Origin of the sequence: Nocardia sp. NPDC127606 (assembly GCF_042671725.1) — a bacterium.
Taxonomy (GTDB): Bacteria; Actinomycetota; Actinomycetes; order Mycobacteriales; family Mycobacteriaceae; genus Nocardia.
Genome location: NZ_JBHXWQ010000003.1, coordinates 678,666 through 694,305, shown reverse-complemented (window position 1 = coordinate 694,305; position 15,640 = coordinate 678,666). Strand labels below are relative to the sequence as shown.

The window sequence follows — 15,640 nt, the reverse complement described above, 5'->3', positions numbered from 1 at the left end:
GACGTTCATCGTTGGTGCTTCACGGTGTGCTCATGAGTGCTCGTGCCTGTTCTCGAGGTACTGCTCCAGGGCTGAGATATCCAGATTTCCGGACACTCGTAGGGCTCTGCCGAATGCTCGGCGCCGCTCTGCGGAACGCAAACAAACTGAAACGGGGTGCAGCCATGCACCCCGTCCGGGCTGTCTGCGCCGCGGATCGGGAACAATCGCGACATCGGTGTTCCGATGCTGCGCCACGATCCGCAACAGGTCGGCAGACGACTCGCGCTGACGGCATCCGATACAGGTGCGAACGGATTGCGCGGGCCGGTCCTGTACCCACTCTACCGGTGACCCGGTCATTACGACGAACCCCTCCCCTCCGGAAGTTACGAACATGTCATCCGCCGGTCGGGATTCGACGTGTTCGGATCAGCTACGGTGCGCTTCCGGCCGGGCGGAGTCGTCCGGTTGCGGAGCCGCGTCGCTGCGGATATCGATGCGCCAGCCCGTCAGACGGGCAGCCAGGCGGGCATTCTGGCCCTCCTTGCCGATGGCGAGGGAGAGCTGGAAGTCCGGCACGATCACGCGTGCGGCCCTGGCGTCGGGATCGACGACGGTGACCGAAACCACCTTCGACGGCGAGAGCGCATTGCCCACGAACGTCGCCGGATCCTCGGCGTAGTCGATGATATCGATCTTCTCGCCCGCCAGTTCGCTCATCACGTTGCGCACGCGCTGACCCATCGGGCCGATGCACGCGCCCTTGGCGTTCACGCCCGGCACGGTGGACTGCACAGCGATCTTGGAGCGGTGTCCCGACTCGCGCGCCACCGCGACGATCTCGACGGAGCCGTCGGCGATCTCGGGCACCTCGAGCGAGAACAGCCGCCGCACCAGGTTCGGGTGGGTGCGCGAGAGCTGGATCTGCGGACCACGCGGGCCACGCGAGACACCGTAGACGTAGCACTTGATCCGGTCGCCGTGCTCGTAGGTCTCCCCCGGCACCTGCTCGGCGGGCGGGATCAGTCCCTCGGCGCCGTTGGCCTCGCTGCCGATGCGTACCACCACGATGCCGCGGGCATTGGCCCTGGCGTCGCGCTGGACCACACCGCCGACGATCTCGCCCTCATGGGTGGCGAAGTCGCCGAAGGACTTCTCGTTCTCGGCGTCGCGTAGCCGCTGCAGCACCACCTGGCGGGCGGTGGTCGCGGCGATGCGGCCGAAACCCTCCGGGGTGTCGTCCCATTCGGAGACGAGGTTGCCGTCGGCGTCGAGTTCGCGCGCCATCACCCGCACCACACCGGTCTTCTGGTTGATGTCGATGCGTGCGTTGGCCTCGTGGCCATCGGTGTGCCGGTAGGCGGTGAGCAGTGCCGACTCGATCGCCGAGATCACGGTCTCGATCGAGATACCTTTGTCGGCGACGATCGCCCGCAAGGCTTCGATTTCAATATTCATTCCGCAACCCCTTCGGTGGGAGTGTCACTGTGTTGTCCTGGTGCGGCGAGGTCGGCGGGTTCTTCGCCCGGTACGGGGCGGCCCGGTGCGATGCCGCCCGCGAGCTCGAGTTCGGCGGCGCCCGGTGCGTTGAACTCGACCTGGACGACAGCCTCGGCGATATCGGCGATCGGAACGTGAACGCGATGCGGCTTCACTTTGCCGCCGATGACGAGCGCGATGGTGGAGGTGCCGGTGGCGTCGTCGGCGAGCGGGCCGACGCGCGCGTCGAAACGGGCCTTGCCCTCGATCCGCTCGGCGCCGTCGGCCAGCTTCACGCGGACCTTGCGGCCCTGTGCGCGCCGCCAATGCCGTTCGGTGGTGAGCGGGCGCTCCACGCCGGGTGTCGTCACTTCGAGCAGATAGGCGGATTCGCCGAAATCGCCTGCGGCATCGAGAATTTCGGACATCTCACGGCTGAGCGCGGCGATGGCGTCCAGGTCGGCGGGGCCGTCGCTGTCGACGGTGACCTTCACTCGAACCGGAGCCAGCTCGCCATTGCCCGCGGCTGCGATCGCGACGCCCTCGAGGTCGAATCCCCGGCGTGCGACGAGCTCAGCGACTAGCTGGCTCACCCTTTCCTCGGTGGGCATCGGCATATGGGCGGCTCCTGGTTCAGTTGTGACGCGATCGGAAATATCTACGCCGAAGGTCTAGCGTAACGCGCTCAGAGAGTGTAAAGGACCAGGCGCTGGGCGCCACGCACCGGTCCGACTCGGCGTGCCCGAGGCGTGTCACCACGCGCGCGAACTCCCCGCGCGAGATCTGGCACGATGGTGTTCGTGCCCCACCGCCATACCGTCCCGCCGAGCGCCGGGCGACCTTCCGGCATGCGTTCCGACCGGCACGAACCCTCCCGGTTACGGGTCGAGCCGGCCGCCGCGCACCTCGCCGGGCCGACGCCGGTTCCCACCGGCGCGACCGCGTCGCCGCCGCCCGCCGTAGTGCCACATCCCACACCGGTGCAGCAGCTTTCGCCGTCCGCGACCGCGCGGGTCGACACCCGTCCGACGTGGCGCCGCCGCACCGTGCTCCGACTCGTCGGCGCGAGCGCGATCGGCCTTCCCGTGGTGGCCACGCTGGCCGCCTGCGCCGAGGACGATACCGTGCACGCGCCGGATCCTCTTGCCGCGCAAGAAGTTATGGCTCGCGCCGACGCCGCGGCCGCGACCGCGGCGATCGCGCTGGCGCCCCAGTCGAATGCCGCGTTGAGCACGATCGCCACCGAGCGCACCGCGCACGCCGACGCTCTTCGCACCGAAATCGACCGGGTGATCGGCGTCTACGGCGACGGCACCACGCCCGTCCATCGCACCGGCGTCTTGACCGTGCCCGGCCCCGGCGGCTCGCCGGTCCCGGCCTCGGAGGTCGAGACCGCGTCCGCGCAGCCGGCCACCGTCGCGCAAGTGCGTGATCAGCTGGTCCGCTCCCAACAGTCCGCCGCCGCCCTGGCCCGCACCGAATCCGGTTATCGCGCAGGACTTCTCGCGTCGATCAGCGCGGCCTGCGCCACCCAGGCAGGAGTCCTGCTGACATGACCGAACAGCGCACGACGTTGCAGAGCGCACTCGATGCCGAGTACGCCGCCGTCTACTCCTACGGCCTGATCGCGGCGTACGCCAATGCCGACCGGTCGCGCCTGGTCGCCGAGTTCAGCGCCGCGCATCGAGCACGTCGCGACAGCACGGCCGAACTGCTCGAAGCGGAGGGCACCGCACCGGACGCTCCCCGCGCCGCCTACACCCCACCCGCCCCGGTCGACGACCCGATTCCCGCGGCGCATCTCGCGGTGAGTGTCGAAACCGATTGTGCGGCAGCGTGGTACGCGGTCGTGGAGAACGCGACCGACGAAGTGGTGCGCGCCACCGCCACGGAAGCGCTCACCGAAGCCGCCGTTCGCCGCGCTCGCTGGCAGACGATTCTGGGATCGGTCCCGGTCACCGTCACCTTCCCGGGACGGGCGTAGCGAACCGAGTCGGCGGTTCCGGGCAGATCGGCGACCTACCCGGAACCGAGGGCCCGACTACGGGCGCATCGCGTACGCGCCGTCGTAGGCCTCGACCTGCTGCCACACCCGGCCGAAGCGCTCGGCGTCGGCAACCGGGCTGCGCAGGGCCCCGATCGCCCAGGCACGCTGGGCCTCGGTGACCGACGGCTTGCCGAGCAGCGCCGCCGCCTGGGTGTTGAAGTCGCGGATCTGGAAGTCGAAGATCTGATCGAGCACATCGCGGTCGAGCCCGGTGAGCTCGGCCTGCTCGAGAATCAGCTGCCCGTAGACCACCGTGGAGAACAGGTGGCCGATGGTCAGCATGAAGTCCAGGTCCTTCTGCTGGTCCGCATCGGGAGCCGCGGTGAGCAGCAGGCTGCGCAGCGCTTGAGCCTGCTCGTAGAACCGGCCGACATTCGGGACCGCGGATGCCTGCTCGTAGGCAGGGGTCCAGTCGGCGAACTGCACCTTGCCCGCGCCGCGCGCCGGACCCTGCTGCCAGAAGAACGGCTGGTCGCCGGGAGCGAGGTCGGTGCCGATCGCCGGGTATTCCTTCGGGTTGAGCAGGTAGTTCGGCATGAACTTCAGGATCTGACCCACGTTCACGTGCACGGTGCCCTCGAGGCGCGGCAGGTGGTTGATGTAGCGCGAGGCCTGCGCGAAGTAGGTGGCCTTCTCGAATCCCTTGGCCGCCAGCACATCCAGCAGCAGGGTCATCGCGACCTCGGCCTCGGAGGTGACCTTGGACTTGGTCATCGGGTTGAACAGCAGGTAGCGGCGGTCCTCGAGCGAGGCGCTGCGGAAGTAGTCGACGGCGCGGTCGCTGAACAGCTTCATCGCGATCAACCGGGCGTAGGCGTCGACGAAATTGCCGCGCACATGGGCGAAGTCGGTGACGGGGTTGCCGTAGAGGATGCGGTTGTTGGCGTGGGTGATGGCCTCGAAGAACGAGTGCTCGACCATGCCGATGCCGCCGTGGCAGAGGTTGAACTTGCCGACGTTGACGGTGTTGAGCGCGGCCGAGAAGGCCTCCGGCCCTTCGTGCAGCAGGTCGGCGGCGGTCACCGGGTAGTTCTCCAGCCGGAAGTGGCTGACATACATCTGGCCGTGGATGACGCTCTCGATCAGGTGGTAGTCGTCGTGGCGGCTGTCGGCGGCGAACCAGATGTAGCCCGCCGGACCCTCGACGTCGGCGCGGCGCGAGAACACCGACACCATCGAGGCGACGTTGCCGTTGCCGATGTAGTACTTCTCGCCGCTCGCCCGGAACAGGATGCCCGCCTCGGCGTCCGCGCTGCCCGGCTCGCTCGGGGTGAGGATCAGGTCGGTGTTGTAGATGTCGGCGCCGTGGTCGCGCTCGGACAGCGCGAACGCCATCACCTGACCGTCGTCGAGGTCGGCGGCGGCCTTGCGCTTGGCGATCTCGTTATCGCTCTGCCAGATCGGGCCGAGGCCGAGGATGGTGACCTGCTCGGCGTACCAGTACGCCAGCCCATAGAACCCGAAGATCTCCGCCAGCGCCGCGTTGCGTGCCGCGTCCCAGCGCTTGTTCGGGTCGCCGTCGGCGTAGGCGGCCGGTGTCAGGAAGGTCGCGAACAGCTTCTCCTTGCCGACGAACTCGAGGAACTCCGAGGTCCACACCGCGTCGCGATCCTCGACCAGCAGCTGCGCCTTGCCCTTGGACTCGAACCACTCGATGGTGGCCTTCAGCAGCCGCCGCGTCTCGGCATCGAAATGCTGGGGGTCGTAGGTGGCCGGGTTGAACAGCAGGCTGGGCGAACTCGTCATACCGTTAACTTATCAGCGCCGCGAACCCGCCACGCCGACCCCGCGGCACCGCTACCAGCACTTTCGCCTACGTAGCCGTAAGTTCTCGCCAGCAGGTTCGCCGAAGCGATGCGCCAGGGCACGACACCGGGCAGGCGGAGCACTGGGCGAACCGGCCCTGCGCACAACAGGCGCGGTCCCCGCGATGAAGCGAAAGATGTTCGCCGCCCTCGGCGCCTGATCCGGGGCGATTACAGCGAGGCCTGGACGGGGTGTTCCCCGACATATCCGGCGCGCCGGAAGCGATCCAGCCCGAGTTCGGTCCCGAGCTCGGCTCGCATCCCAGGGTTGCGCACGTAGAAGATGAACAGGTGGTGAACCCGGGTCGGGTCGGTCTCGAGATCCGTGTGGACGATATCGATGGTTCGGTAGCCGGAGCCGGCATCGCCGGTGACAAGGCTTGTCAGGTTGGTTCCGCTGCCGAACCTGAACGCTTCTCGGCGGCTGCGAGCACCGACCGCCGAGACATCCTGCCAGGCAACCCTGGTCGGGCCCTTGCCGTAATCGATCGCGATGTGCTGTGGGGTGAGCACGATGCCGACATCGCCGACGGCTTTGCGAGGGTGATAGGTACCGAAGCCCAGGAGGAGGGCGAACAACGCGGGTAGCGAGAGGAGGAAGAACAACGCGGCTCCGGTCGACCAGTCGTCGCCCAGAGACGCGATGAATTGCCACAGCCCGGCACCGAGCAGGACAACTCCGAACGCTATCGCCACCAAACTTCCGGTCGAGGAAGGACGCGGCACCGGCAGCACGAGCGCGGAGCCTGCATCAGTGGCACGAAATTCAGCGACCACCGGAGCGGCTCGGGGAATCTCCGACCATCCCCAGCCAGTGAACGCAGCGGCCAGGGGGCCGATCAACACGAGCCCGAGGAGCCCACCCGCAACCGATTCCGGATCTGTCACCATCGTCCAGATCACCCCGAGCACCACCGGCCACAGCACCAACGCACACACGAACGGCAGCACCGTATAGCGATACGCGCCGAACGCCTTTCGTTTCCACTCCGCCGGCAGCGGCAAATCGGACGTACTCCGGTACCTACCCATGCCCTCCCCTACCGCACGCCTGAGCGGACCGGATCTGATTCCTGCCGCTTCGCCCACTGGATTGGACGCGCCGTCGATGCGTTCGGTTCCAACGGATTTCCTCCGATGTCGACGCCTGAGACAACGAATCGCGCTGCCCCGCATCGAGTGGGACAGCGCGATTCGTGAGACGAAGTCAGCCGCGGATCTTGGCGGTGACCGCGCTGACGGCGTCTTCGGCCGGGATCTCCTCGGCTTCGCCGGTGAAGCGGTTGCGCAGTTCGACCTTGCCTTCGGCCCAGCCGCGGCCGATGACCAGGATCCAGGGCATGCCGAGGAGTTCGGCGTCCTTGAACTTCACGCCGGGGGAGGCGGTGCGGTCGTCGAAGAGGACCTCGAGACCTTCGGCGTCCAGGCCGGCGACGACGTGTTCGGCGCCGTCGCGGGCGGCGGCGTCCTTGTTGGCGATGACCACGTGCACGTCGAAGGGGGCGACTTCGGCGGGCCAGCGCAGGCCCTTCTCGTCGTGCTGCTGTTCGGCGATCACCGCGACCATGCGGGAGACGCCGATGCCGTAGGAGCCCATGGTGAGGCGGACCGGCTTGCCGTTCTCGCCGAGCACGTCCACGTCGAAGGCGTCGGTGTACTTGCGGCCGAGCTGGAAGATGTGGCCGATCTCGATGCCGCGGGCGGACACCAGCGGGCCCGCGCCGTCGGGCGAGGGATCGCCGTCGCGGACCTCGGCGGCCTCGATGGTGCCGTCAGGGGTGAAGTCGCGGCCGGCGACCAGGCCGACAACGTGCTTGCCCTTGACGTCGGCGCCGGTGATCCAGGCGGTGCCGTCGACGACGCGGGGGTCGACGAGGTAGCGAACACCGTTGGCGGCCAGACCCTTCGGACCGATGTAGCCCTTCACCAGGAACGGGTTGGCGGCGAAGTCGGCCTCGGTGAGCAGTTCCACCTCGGCGGGTTCGACGGCGGCGCCCAGACGCTTGTCGTCGACCTCGCGGTCACCGGGGACGCCGATGCCGAGGATCTCGGTCTTGCCGTCGGGGTGGCGCAGCTTCACCATCACGTTCTTCAACGTGTCGGCGGCGGTCACCGTGCGGTCGAGGACCTTCGCCTCGTTGGCCCAGTCGACCAGCGTGGCGATGGTGGGAGTGTTCGGGGTGTCGTATTCGACGGCGTCGGCCTGACCCTCGATGGGCAGCGGCGCGGGCGTGGGCGTGACCACGGCTTCCACGTTCGCCGCGTAGCCGGACTCGACGCAGCGCACGTAGGTGTCCTCACCGACGGGGCTGGCGGCGAGGAACTCCTCGGACGCGCTGCCGCCCATGGCGCCGGAGGTGGCGGCCACGATCACGTACTCGACGCCGAGCCGTTCGAAGATCGACTGGTAGGCCTTGCGGTGGGTGGCGTAGCTGTTGGTCAGACCGTCGTCGTCGATGTCGAAGGAGTAGGAGTCCTTCATCACGAACTCGCGGCCGCGCAGGATGCCCGCACGGGGACGTTCCTCGTCGCGGTACTTGGTCTGGATCTGGTAGAGCGTGACCGGCAGATCCTTGTAGGAGTTGTACTCACCCTTGACGGTGAGCGCGAACAGCTCCTCGTGGGTGGGCCCGAGCAGGTAGTCGCCGCCCTTGCGGTCCTTGAGCCGGAACAGGCCGGGCCCGTACTCGGTCCACCGGTTGGTGGTCTCGTAGGGCTCGCGCGGGAGCAGCGCGGGCAGCGAGATCTCCTGGGCGCCGGTGGCGTCCATCTCCTGGCGCACCACGTCCTCGATCTTGCGCAGCGTGCGCAGACCGAGCGGCAGCCACGAGTACACGCCGGGGGCGACCCGACGGACGTAGCCGGCGCGAACGAGCAGTTTGTGGCTGGGCACCTCGGCGTCGGCGGGATCGTCTCGCAGGGTGCGCAGGAACAGGCGGGAGAGGCGGGTGATCACGGATGCACAGGGTAGTCCCTGGTCCGGGCGGGGCAACAGCCGATTACCACCTGGGCGCTCTCCGGCCCCCGGAAACCGGTTCCGACAAAAGAGCGCATATCGGGTTACCCACTACAAATCTATTTCAATCATCAGATAACAACCTGATAACGTAACCACATCTGGCAATTATTGCGTGACTAGATTTTCTCTATAAGTCAATTACGCACTTACAACAGAAAATTGGCGGCGGCGACGCTGCCCTTGCGAGAGGTCACAATGGCTGAGACGAAATCCATGTCGAAGCGCTGTACAGCGGTGTTCACCGGAGCCGCGTTGGTGGCCGCGGCCCTCGCCGGGTGCACCAAGACCGAGACCACCGAGAGCGGTCAGCTCCTGCAGTCGCTGAGGGACAAGGGCACGATCACCGTGGGTTTCGCCGGTGAGGCGCCCTATTCGTTCGAAGAGGGAGGCCAGCTCACCGGTGCCACGGTGGCCCTGCACAAGGAGATCTTCGCCAACCTCGGCATCAAGACCGTCGACGGTGTGCAGACCGAGTTCGGCGCACTGATCCCCGGCCTGCAGGCCGATCGATTCGACGCGGTCAGCGCCGGTATGTCGATCTTGCCGAAACGCTGTGAACAGGCGTCTTTCAGCGAACCGGAATTCATGTACACCACCGCGTTGATGGTGAAACCCGGTAATCCGATGAATTTGACGGATATGCAGTCGATCAAGGCCGGCGGCGCGAAGATGGCCGCGATGACCGGCGCCATCGAATCCGATTACGCCAGCTCGCTGGGCATCGAGGCCACCCAGGTCGGTACCCCGCAGGACGGCATGGACGCGGTCACCTCCGGGCGCGCCGACGTGTTCGCGCTCACCGCGATCTCGCTGAACTGGCTCAAGGCCCACACCCCCAACGCCGCGGTCGACGTGACACCGTCGTTCGTGGCCGTCATCGACGGCAAGCCACAGGTCGGCGCCGGTGGCACCGTGTTCCGCACCACCGATCCCGATCTGCTCGCCGCGTACAACACCGAGCTGGCCAAGATCACCGGCGACAAGGACAAGTACCTGTCGATCGTCGGGAAATTCGGGTTCACCGAGCGCGAGCTGCCCGATCCGAAGTACACGACGGCCAAGCTGTGCAAGGGCGAAATCTGATCCACCCATGAGCAATTTCGACGCGCTACGCGATGCTCTTCCGGCACTGTGGAAGGGCATCGCGGTCACGCTGGAGCTGACCATCGGCGGCGCGCTCCTCGCGTTCGTCCTCGCCCTCGCCCTCGGCATCACCGCCCGCGTGCGCAATCTCGCGGCACGCGGCAGTGCCAGGGTCATGATCGAATTCTTCCGCGGCACCTCACTTCTGGTGCAGATCTTCTGGCTGTTCTATGTGCTGCCGCTGCTCGGCTACAAGCTCGACCCGCTGTTCTGCGGCATCCTGGCGCTCGGCCTCAACTACGGTGCCTACGGCGCCGAGGTGGTGCGTGGTGCGCTCAATGCGGTACCCCGCGCGCAGTTCGAGGCGGCGGTCGCGCTGAACTTCAGTCCGTGGCAGCGGATGCGCAGGGTGCTGTTCCCGCAAGCGTGGGCGCTGATGCTGCCCTCGTTGACCAATCTGCTGGTCCACCTGCTCAAAGGCACCGCCGTGGCGTCCTACATCACCCTGCACGACCTGACCTACGAGATCGGTGACCTGCGCAAGACCACCAGCGACACGCTGTTCTCCTTCGGTGTCGGCCTGGTCATCTACTTCGTCCTCGGCTACGTACTCACCCTGGGCATGAATCTCCTCGAAACCCGCGCCAAGACCAAGCTGGGTCGTGGGGCATCGCTCAAAGAGGTCCTCAGCCTGGCGCCCGACGAGACGAAGGTGGCGCCATGAGAGCGGAATGGAGTTGGGAGCGCGCCCGCGAGGCACTGCCGGTGCTGTGGGACGGCTTCCAGATCACCCTGCTGGCCACGGTGCTCGGCTTCGCGCTGGCCGCGGTGCTCGGGCTGGTGATCGCGATCATCCGTCGCACGATGCCGCGCCCGATCGCCGCGCCGGTGCACGCGGTGAGCGAGTTCGTCCGGCTCACCCCGCTGGTCGTGCAACTGCTGTTCGCCTACACACTGTTCACGCAGTTCTCGGCGTTGCAGATCGGCATCGTGGTGCTGGGCATCCACTATTCGAGCTACCTGGCCGAGGTGTATCGGGCCGGGATCGAAGCCGTGCCGAAAGGACAGTGGGAGGCAGCGCGCGCGCTGTCGTTGCCGCCTACCCGCACCTGGGGTGCGGTGGTGCTGCCGCAGGCGATCCGGGCGAGCCTGCCCGCGCTCGGTACCAACGCCGTCTCGATGTTCAAGGACACACCGTTCCTGTTCGCCATCTCGGTCGTCGAATTGGTGACCGCCGCACAGCAATTCGGGGCACGCAATTTCGCGTACCTGGAGTCGATCACAATGGCCGGGGTGTTCTTCCTCGTCGCCAGCTACCCGACGTCTGTGCTGATCAGAAGACTGGAGAAGCGACTTGCCTACTACTGACGAAATGATCCGATTCGATCAGGTGGTCAAGCGCTTCGGCGACCTCACCGTGCTCGATCACCTCGATTTCAGCGTGCGCCGTGGGGAGAAGGTCACCCTGATCGGGCCGTCGGGCTCGGGAAAGACCACCATTCTGCGGCTGCTGATGACCCTGGAGTCGATCAGCGACGGCGTGATCTGGGTCGACGGTGCACCACTCACCCATACCGAGCGCGGCGGAAAGCTGGTGCCTGCCAAGGAGAAACACCTGCGTGCGGTGCGGACCAAGATCGGCATGGTGTTCCAGCAGTTCAACCTGTTCCCGAACATGACGGTGCTGGAGAACATCACCGAGGCGCCGATCCACGTGCTCGGCAAGTCGAAAGACGAAGCGCGCGAACGTGCCCGCCAGCTGCTCGACGTCGTCGGTCTGTCGGACAAAGCCGACGCGCATCCCTCGCAGCTGTCGGGCGGGCAGCAGCAGCGGGTCGCGATCGCGCGGTGTTGCGCGATGGACCCGAAGGTCATGCTGCTCGACGAGGTGACGTCGGCCTTGGACCCGGAGCTGGTCGGCGACGTCCTCGACGTGCTGCGCACCATCGCCGAGACCACCGACATCACCATGCTGATCGTCACCCACGAGATGCGCTTCGCGCGCGAGGTGTCGGACCGGGTCCTGATGTTCGACTCCGGTCGCATCGTCGAGCAGGGCCCGCCGGAGCAGATCTTCGAAGCACCGACCAATGAGCGGACCCGCAAGTTCCTCGAAGCCGTGCGCTGAACCGCGCGGACAGCGGATCGGGCGGGCCCAGCACGGTCGCTGACCCGGTCCGCCGCGGGGCGGGGCGCGGTGGCGGTTTCGGCGACGATTACCGTTGTCGATCGTGCTGGTGCTGCTGCCTCCTTCCGAAACCAAGTCCGACGGCGGATCGGGCGCGCCGCTTGACCTCGCCGATCTCGCGATGCCGCAGCTCAGCGCGGTTCGCGACAAGTTGATCACCGAGGTCGTCCAGCTGGCGGCCGACCCCGCAGCCTCGGCCACGGTGCTCGGGCTGGGCAAAGGCGCCGACGCGGAGATCGCCCGCAACGCGAGCCTGCGCATGTCGGCGACCCGCCCCGCGCTGGAGCGCTACACCGGCGTCCTCTACGACGCGCTGGACGCGACGTCGTTCACCAAGGTGCAGCGCGCCAAGGCCTTCGCACGCCTGGGGATCGGCTCGGCCCTGTTCGGCGCGGTCCGCGCGTCCGACCCCATCCCCGCCTATCGCCTGTCCGGCGGCACCAAACTCCCAGGGCTGCCGACGCTTTCGGCTGTCTGGCGCGATGTTCTGCCCGACGCCCTCTACGCAGAGGCCGCGGGCGAGCTCGTCATCGACCTACGCTCGGGCACCTATCAGCAACTCGGCCGAGTCCCCGACGCCATCACCGCCAACGTGCTCACCGAGCACCCGGACGGCTCACGGACCGTCGTCAGCCACTTCAACAAACATCACAAGGGCCTGCTCGCCCGCGCGCTGGTCCTCACCCGCGCCGACCCCACCGACATCCGCGCCGTTGCCCGAGTAGCAGCCAAAGCAGGACTGCGCGCCGAAATCGCCTCCCCCACCGAACTGCTGATCATCACTCGGTAACGGGAGCCATCAGCTGGATGAGGTTGCCGCAGGTGTCGTCGAAGACCGCGGTGCTGACCGGACCCATGGGGGCGGGTGCCTGGGTGAAGAAGACGCCGCGGTCGAGGAGGCGGCGGTATTCGGCGTCGAGATCGTCGACGGTGAAGACGATGACGGGGATGCCTTCGGCGCTCAGTGCCGTCTTGTAGGCCTTGGCGGCCGGGTGCTGGTCGGGCTCGAGCAGCAGCTGGATGCCGTCGACGTCGGCGGGCGAGACGAGGGTGAGCCAGTCGTACTCGCCGACGGGAACCTTGTCTTTGACCTGGAAGCCGAGCACGTCGGTGTAGAAGGCCTCGGCCTTGGCCTGGTCGTCGACGAAGACGCTGGTCACTCCGATGCGGATCATGTGTCCTCCTGAGGGATGGGCCATCGCGCCGACACCGCCCGCAGCGGCGTGAAATCGGCGTGATGGAACTTGTATCGGCCTTGCCGGCGAGTGTGGACGAGACCGGCTTCCTCGAGCACGCCCAGATGCTGGGTGATCGCCTGACGGGACGAGCTGATGTCGTGCTTGCTCACGAGGCGGGCGCACAGTTCGAACAGGGTTTGCCCGTCGCGATCGGCCAGTTCGTCGAGGAGCGCGCGTCGTGTCGAATCCGCCAACGCGGTGAAGATATCGGTCACTCGGCGCCCTCCGTCCACGTCCCTTCGAACCATAGGCAAGCATGGACTTGCCTGTCAAGCGCAAGCACCCACTTGCCTGTCACGCGCCGCATCCTGCTCGCCAACTCCGCGCCGCCTCCACCAGCCGCGCGCGGACCAGGTCGACGTGCGGTCGCGACGGCGCGCCGACCCGGCGCGCCAGGAAACCGGTGTTGATCGGCGGGTCGGCGGGATCGAGCAGCGTGACCAGTGTTCCGTCTTCCCGCTCCCGTACGCACAGGTAGTGCGGAAGCACGCTGATCCCCGCCCCCGCCGTGACGGCGGCGAGTACCGCGCGCAGATCGCCGACGATCAGAGCGGGCTCGGTTTCCAGACGGGTCTCGAAGACGTGACGCCAGTAGCGGCGCAGGATCGGCAGATCGGCGGCGTAGCTGACGAGCGGGATGCCGTCCAGTGCGATCGGACCTTCGGCCCGCAGGCGTTCGGTGTCGATGCCGTCGGCGATCGAGGGGGCGGCGACGAGCAGGAATTCCTCGTCGACAAGCGGTTCGGCCAGCACGGTTCGCCCTCGCGGGCGAGTAGTGGCGAACACCAGATCCAGTGCTCCCGAATGCAATCGGGCGAGCAGGTCGTCGGTGATGCCGGTGCTCACGGTGAGCCGTACGCCGTCGGCGACCAGTGGCGCGAGCGCGGGCACGACCTTGGCGGCGAGCATCTCCGCCGGACCGCCGAGGAGCACCGGCGGCTCGGGTGGCGCCGCACGATCGGTCACCGCACCGCTCACGACCGCCTCCAGCTCCTCGAGCGGGCGGCTCACCCGCGCCGCGAGCTCGTGACCGGCGGCGGTCGGCGCCACCCCGCGGGGCAGCCGTTCGAACAGCGGCCTGCCGAGGTGCCGTTCGAGCGCCTGGATCTGTGTGGTCACGGTCGGCTGGGACAGCCCGACCTGGGCGGCGCCCGCGGTGAGCGAGCCGGTACGGAAGACGGCGAGGAATGTCCGCAGCTGCACCAGATCCATCGACCCATCGGCTGACCTATGTCTCATATAGACAATCCTATTGGTCAGGAGATGCCGTCAACCCTAGCGTTGTTCCCATGGCACACATCCTGTTCGTTCTCACCGGCACTGATCATTGGACACTGGCCGACGGCACCGAACATCCCACCGGCTACTGGGCCGAGGAATTCACGGCGCCCTACGCGGCCTTCACCGCCGCGGGCCACACCGTCACAGTGGCGACCCCGGACGGCGTTGTCGCGACCGTCGACCAGGCCAGCCTGGCCCCCGAGGTCAACGGTGGAGCCGACGGTGCGGCGGCGGTCGCCGAAATCCTGTCCGGCGCCGACGCATTGCGGAGTCCGCTCGCCCTCGACAAGGTCGACCTCGCCGACTACGACGCCGTCTTCTACCCCGGCGGTCACGGCCCGATGCAAGACCTCGCCGTCGACCCGGTCTCGGGCGCTCTCCTCGACAACGCCCTTGCCTCCGGCAAACCGCTCGGCATCGTCTGCCACGCCCCCGCCGCGCTGCTCGCCACCGCCGAGTCGGGCGACTCCCCCTTCGCCGGCTACCGCCTCACCGCGTTCAGCAATGCCGAGGAAACCCAGGCGGGCTTCGCCGACAAGGCGAAGTGGCTGCTCCAGGATCGCCTGGTCGCACTCGGTGCCGACTACCGCGAAGGCGACCCGTGGGCCCCACACATCGAGGTGGACCGCAATCTCTACACCGGCCAGAACCCCGCCTCCGCGGGCCCGCTGGCCGCCGAAATGCTCACCGCCCTCTGACGAGAACGGGGCAGCTGGTCCGTCAGCCGATCTCCGCGGTGAGTGCGGCGAGTTCCGCGGCGAGGTTGGCGCGGGCGATCGCCTCGTACCGGTCGTGGGCGAGGTCGGTGCGGAAGAGGCGGGGCTGGTCGGCCAGATTGCGCAGCACCGAGGCGCGCCCGGCCCGGAACAGATCGTCGGGCACGTGGGCGTACTCGGCGCGGATCGCGGTGGTGTAGGCGGCGTATGCCTCGGGGGCGCCACCGAGAACGACGAGGTCGGCATCACAGAGCACCGCGCCGTTCGCATCACCCGGCTGCGGACGGTGCCCCCGGGTCAGCACCACGAGTCGCACCACCTCCTCGACCAATTCCGGTGCGGCACCCAGTGATTCGAGGATGTCGCGACCCAGGTCGGCACTGCGCTCCTCATTGTCGGCCCGGGCGACGGCGTAGATCGCGTCGTGGAAGAACGCCGCGTAGCGCACAGCATCGATATCGGCTGCGGCGTCGGCCAATTCGTCGATGGCCGCGAGCATCACCGCGAGGTGCGTGCCGGTGTGGTAGCGGCGGTGCGGTTCGCTGTAACGCCCCACCACCCCGGCGCCGATCTGTTCGGCCTCGACCCCGGCCAACGCGATCCACCGCTTCATCAGGTTCTGCGACAACGCACTCATACAACAAGTTTCGTCGTCGGTACCGACACTCACAACCCCCCGATCTCTGGCGGTGGCGCCCCGCGAACGGGCCTGCGCGTCCGCTCACCGCCGGGCCCGCATGGTCACCTGGACAGGCGTTGCTCCCCGCCGCCGCGGCATGTCCGAGTCCTCTCGGGTATCGAC

The 15,640-nt window shown here is 67.5% G+C and carries 18 protein-coding genes; 8 read left to right on the top strand and 10 right to left on the bottom strand.

The window, feature by feature from the left end; genetic code table 11:
• Positions 1 to 30: 30 nt before the first annotated feature.
• The 3 genes from ACFVJ5_RS18845 to rimP all read right to left on the bottom strand — a co-directional run bounded on the left by ACFVJ5_RS18845 (position 31) and on the right by rimP (position 2,078).
• Positions 31 to 342 carry a YlxR family protein gene (locus tag ACFVJ5_RS18845; protein WP_358123225.1) on the bottom strand — a complete coding sequence of 104 codons (312 nt, stop codon included), beginning with the start codon at positions 340 to 342 and terminating at the stop codon, positions 31 to 33.
• 69 nt (positions 343 to 411) lie between these two features.
• Positions 412 to 1,440: a transcription termination factor NusA gene (gene nusA / locus ACFVJ5_RS18840; protein WP_378626517.1), complete on the bottom strand. Its 1,029-nt coding sequence runs from the start codon at positions 1,438 to 1,440 to the stop codon at positions 412 to 414.
• The gene (gene rimP / locus ACFVJ5_RS18835; protein WP_379221620.1) at positions 1,437 to 2,078 is read right to left on the bottom strand and encodes a ribosome maturation factor RimP; all 642 of its coding nucleotides are present in this window, start codon (positions 2,076 to 2,078) and stop codon (positions 1,437 to 1,439) included. The genes nusA and rimP overlap by 4 nt, the downstream gene beginning before the upstream one ends.
• A gap of 183 nt (positions 2,079 to 2,261) precedes the next feature.
• Here rimP and ACFVJ5_RS18830 point away from each other — a divergent pair, with 183 nt between their 5' ends.
• Positions 2,262 to 3,017 (top strand): hypothetical protein, encoded by a 756-nt coding sequence (locus ACFVJ5_RS18830; RefSeq protein WP_379221618.1) that lies wholly within the window; start codon positions 2,262 to 2,264, stop codon positions 3,015 to 3,017.
• Positions 3,014 to 3,445: a ferritin-like domain-containing protein gene (locus ACFVJ5_RS18825; RefSeq protein WP_379221616.1), complete on the top strand. Its 432-nt coding sequence runs from the start codon at positions 3,014 to 3,016 to the stop codon at positions 3,443 to 3,445. Before ACFVJ5_RS18830 ends, ACFVJ5_RS18825 begins: the two co-directional genes overlap by 4 nt.
• Positions 3,446 to 3,502: 57 nt before the next feature.
• Here the strand turns inward: ACFVJ5_RS18825 and ACFVJ5_RS18820 are convergent, their stop codons facing one another.
• The 3 genes from ACFVJ5_RS18820 to ACFVJ5_RS18810 all read right to left on the bottom strand — a co-directional run bounded on the left by ACFVJ5_RS18820 (position 3,503) and on the right by ACFVJ5_RS18810 (position 8,269).
• On the bottom strand, positions 3,503 to 5,254 hold the full coding sequence (locus tag ACFVJ5_RS18820) for an acyl-CoA dehydrogenase family protein (RefSeq protein WP_379221614.1): 1,752 nt from the start codon (positions 5,252 to 5,254) through the stop codon (positions 3,503 to 3,505).
• A 230-nt stretch (positions 5,255 to 5,484) separates the two neighbouring features.
• Positions 5,485 to 6,489, bottom strand: a complete 1,005-nt coding sequence (locus ACFVJ5_RS18815) for a hypothetical protein (protein WP_379221612.1) — start codon at positions 6,487 to 6,489, stop codon at positions 5,485 to 5,487.
• A 31-nt stretch (positions 6,490 to 6,520) separates the two neighbouring features.
• Positions 6,521 to 8,269 (bottom strand): proline--tRNA ligase, encoded by a 1,749-nt coding sequence (locus ACFVJ5_RS18810; RefSeq protein ID WP_379221610.1) that lies wholly within the window; start codon positions 8,267 to 8,269, stop codon positions 6,521 to 6,523.
• Positions 8,270 to 8,545: 276 nt separating this feature from the next.
• Between ACFVJ5_RS18810 and ehuB the strand changes: the two genes are divergently transcribed.
• The 5 genes from ehuB to yaaA all read left to right on the top strand — a co-directional run bounded on the left by ehuB (position 8,546) and on the right by yaaA (position 12,393).
• A complete protein-coding gene (ehuB, locus tag ACFVJ5_RS18805; protein WP_379221919.1) occupies positions 8,546 to 9,415 on the top strand; it encodes an ectoine/hydroxyectoine ABC transporter substrate-binding protein EhuB in 870 nt (289 codons plus the stop codon).
• 7 nt (positions 9,416 to 9,422) lie between these two features.
• Positions 9,423 to 10,139 (top strand): ectoine/hydroxyectoine ABC transporter permease subunit EhuC, encoded by a 717-nt coding sequence (gene ehuC, locus ACFVJ5_RS18800; RefSeq protein WP_379221608.1) that lies wholly within the window; start codon positions 9,423 to 9,425, stop codon positions 10,137 to 10,139.
• On the top strand, positions 10,136 to 10,783 hold the full coding sequence (gene ehuD, locus ACFVJ5_RS18795; RefSeq protein ID WP_379221606.1) for an ectoine/hydroxyectoine ABC transporter permease subunit EhuD: 648 nt from the start codon (positions 10,136 to 10,138) through the stop codon (positions 10,781 to 10,783). The genes ehuC and ehuD overlap by 4 nt, the downstream gene beginning before the upstream one ends.
• 4 nt (positions 10,784 to 10,787) lie before the next feature.
• Positions 10,788 to 11,543: an ectoine/hydroxyectoine ABC transporter ATP-binding protein EhuA gene (gene ehuA, locus ACFVJ5_RS18790; RefSeq protein ID WP_379221605.1), complete on the top strand. Its 756-nt coding sequence runs from the start codon at positions 10,788 to 10,790 to the stop codon at positions 11,541 to 11,543.
• Positions 11,544 to 11,646: 103 nt separating this feature from the next.
• On the top strand, positions 11,647 to 12,393 hold the full coding sequence (gene yaaA, locus ACFVJ5_RS18785; RefSeq protein WP_379221603.1) for a peroxide stress protein YaaA: 747 nt from the start codon (positions 11,647 to 11,649) through the stop codon (positions 12,391 to 12,393).
• Here the strand turns inward: yaaA and ACFVJ5_RS18780 are convergent.
• The 3 genes from ACFVJ5_RS18780 to ACFVJ5_RS18770 form a co-directional block, all read right to left on the bottom strand.
• Positions 12,383 to 12,775, bottom strand: coding sequence for a VOC family protein (locus ACFVJ5_RS18780; protein ID WP_101468592.1), 393 nt, complete (start codon positions 12,773 to 12,775; stop codon positions 12,383 to 12,385). The two genes, yaaA and ACFVJ5_RS18780, sit on opposite strands and share 11 nt — an antisense overlap.
• The gene (locus tag ACFVJ5_RS18775) at positions 12,775 to 13,056 is read right to left on the bottom strand and encodes an ArsR/SmtB family transcription factor (protein WP_379221601.1); all 282 of its coding nucleotides are present in this window, start codon (positions 13,054 to 13,056) and stop codon (positions 12,775 to 12,777) included. Before ACFVJ5_RS18775 ends, ACFVJ5_RS18780 begins: the two co-directional genes overlap by 1 nt.
• 79 nt (positions 13,057 to 13,135) lie before the next feature.
• Positions 13,136 to 14,080 (bottom strand): LysR family transcriptional regulator, encoded by a 945-nt coding sequence (locus ACFVJ5_RS18770; protein WP_379221599.1) that lies wholly within the window; start codon positions 14,078 to 14,080, stop codon positions 13,136 to 13,138.
• A gap of 50 nt (positions 14,081 to 14,130) precedes the next feature.
• Here ACFVJ5_RS18770 and ACFVJ5_RS18765 point away from each other — a divergent pair, with 50 nt between their 5' ends.
• Complete coding sequence (locus ACFVJ5_RS18765; protein WP_379221597.1) at positions 14,131 to 14,820, top strand: type 1 glutamine amidotransferase domain-containing protein; 690 nt, start codon at positions 14,131 to 14,133, stop codon at positions 14,818 to 14,820.
• Positions 14,821 to 14,842: 22 nt separating this feature from the next.
• On the opposite strand, the gene ACFVJ5_RS18760 is transcribed toward ACFVJ5_RS18765, so the two are convergent.
• Positions 14,843 to 15,475, bottom strand: coding sequence for a metal-dependent phosphohydrolase (locus ACFVJ5_RS18760; protein ID WP_379221595.1), 633 nt, complete (start codon positions 15,473 to 15,475; stop codon positions 14,843 to 14,845).
• Positions 15,476 to 15,640: the final 165 nt, after the last annotated feature.

What these genes read in the sequence shown, in the direction of transcription:
- ACFVJ5_RS18820 (WP_379221614.1), bottom strand. Translation starts at nt 5,254, where the DNA reads ATGACGAGTTCGCCCAGCCTGCTGTTCAACCCGGCCACCTACGACCCC.
- ACFVJ5_RS18760 (WP_379221595.1), bottom strand. Translation starts at nt 15,475, where the DNA reads ATGAGTGCGTTGTCGCAGAACCTGATGAAGCGGTGGATCGCGTTGGCC.
- ehuA (WP_379221605.1), top strand. Translation starts at nt 10,788, where the DNA reads ATGATCCGATTCGATCAGGTGGTCAAGCGCTTCGGCGACCTCACCGTG.
- ACFVJ5_RS18825 (WP_379221616.1), top strand. Translation starts at nt 3,014, where the DNA reads ATGACCGAACAGCGCACGACGTTGCAGAGCGCACTCGATGCCGAGTAC.
- rimP (WP_379221620.1), bottom strand. Translation starts at nt 2,078, where the DNA reads ATGCCGATGCCCACCGAGGAAAGGGTGAGCCAGCTAGTCGCTGAGCTC.
- ehuB (WP_379221919.1), top strand. Translation starts at nt 8,546, where the DNA reads ATGTCGAAGCGCTGTACAGCGGTGTTCACCGGAGCCGCGTTGGTGGCC.
- ehuC (WP_379221608.1), top strand. Translation starts at nt 9,423, where the DNA reads ATGAGCAATTTCGACGCGCTACGCGATGCTCTTCCGGCACTGTGGAAG.
- ACFVJ5_RS18845 (WP_358123225.1), bottom strand. Translation starts at nt 342, where the DNA reads ATGACCGGGTCACCGGTAGAGTGGGTACAGGACCGGCCCGCGCAATCC.
- nusA (WP_378626517.1), bottom strand. Translation starts at nt 1,440, where the DNA reads ATGAATATTGAAATCGAAGCCTTGCGGGCGATCGTCGCCGACAAAGGT.
- ACFVJ5_RS18815 (WP_379221612.1), bottom strand. Translation starts at nt 6,489, where the DNA reads ATGCGGGGCAGCGCGATTCGTTGTCTCAGGCGTCGACATCGGAGGAAA.
- ACFVJ5_RS18765 (WP_379221597.1), top strand. Translation starts at nt 14,131, where the DNA reads ATGGCACACATCCTGTTCGTTCTCACCGGCACTGATCATTGGACACTG.
- ehuD (WP_379221606.1), top strand. Translation starts at nt 10,136, where the DNA reads ATGAGAGCGGAATGGAGTTGGGAGCGCGCCCGCGAGGCACTGCCGGTG.
- ACFVJ5_RS18770 (WP_379221599.1), bottom strand. Translation starts at nt 14,080, where the DNA reads ATGAGACATAGGTCAGCCGATGGGTCGATGGATCTGGTGCAGCTGCGG.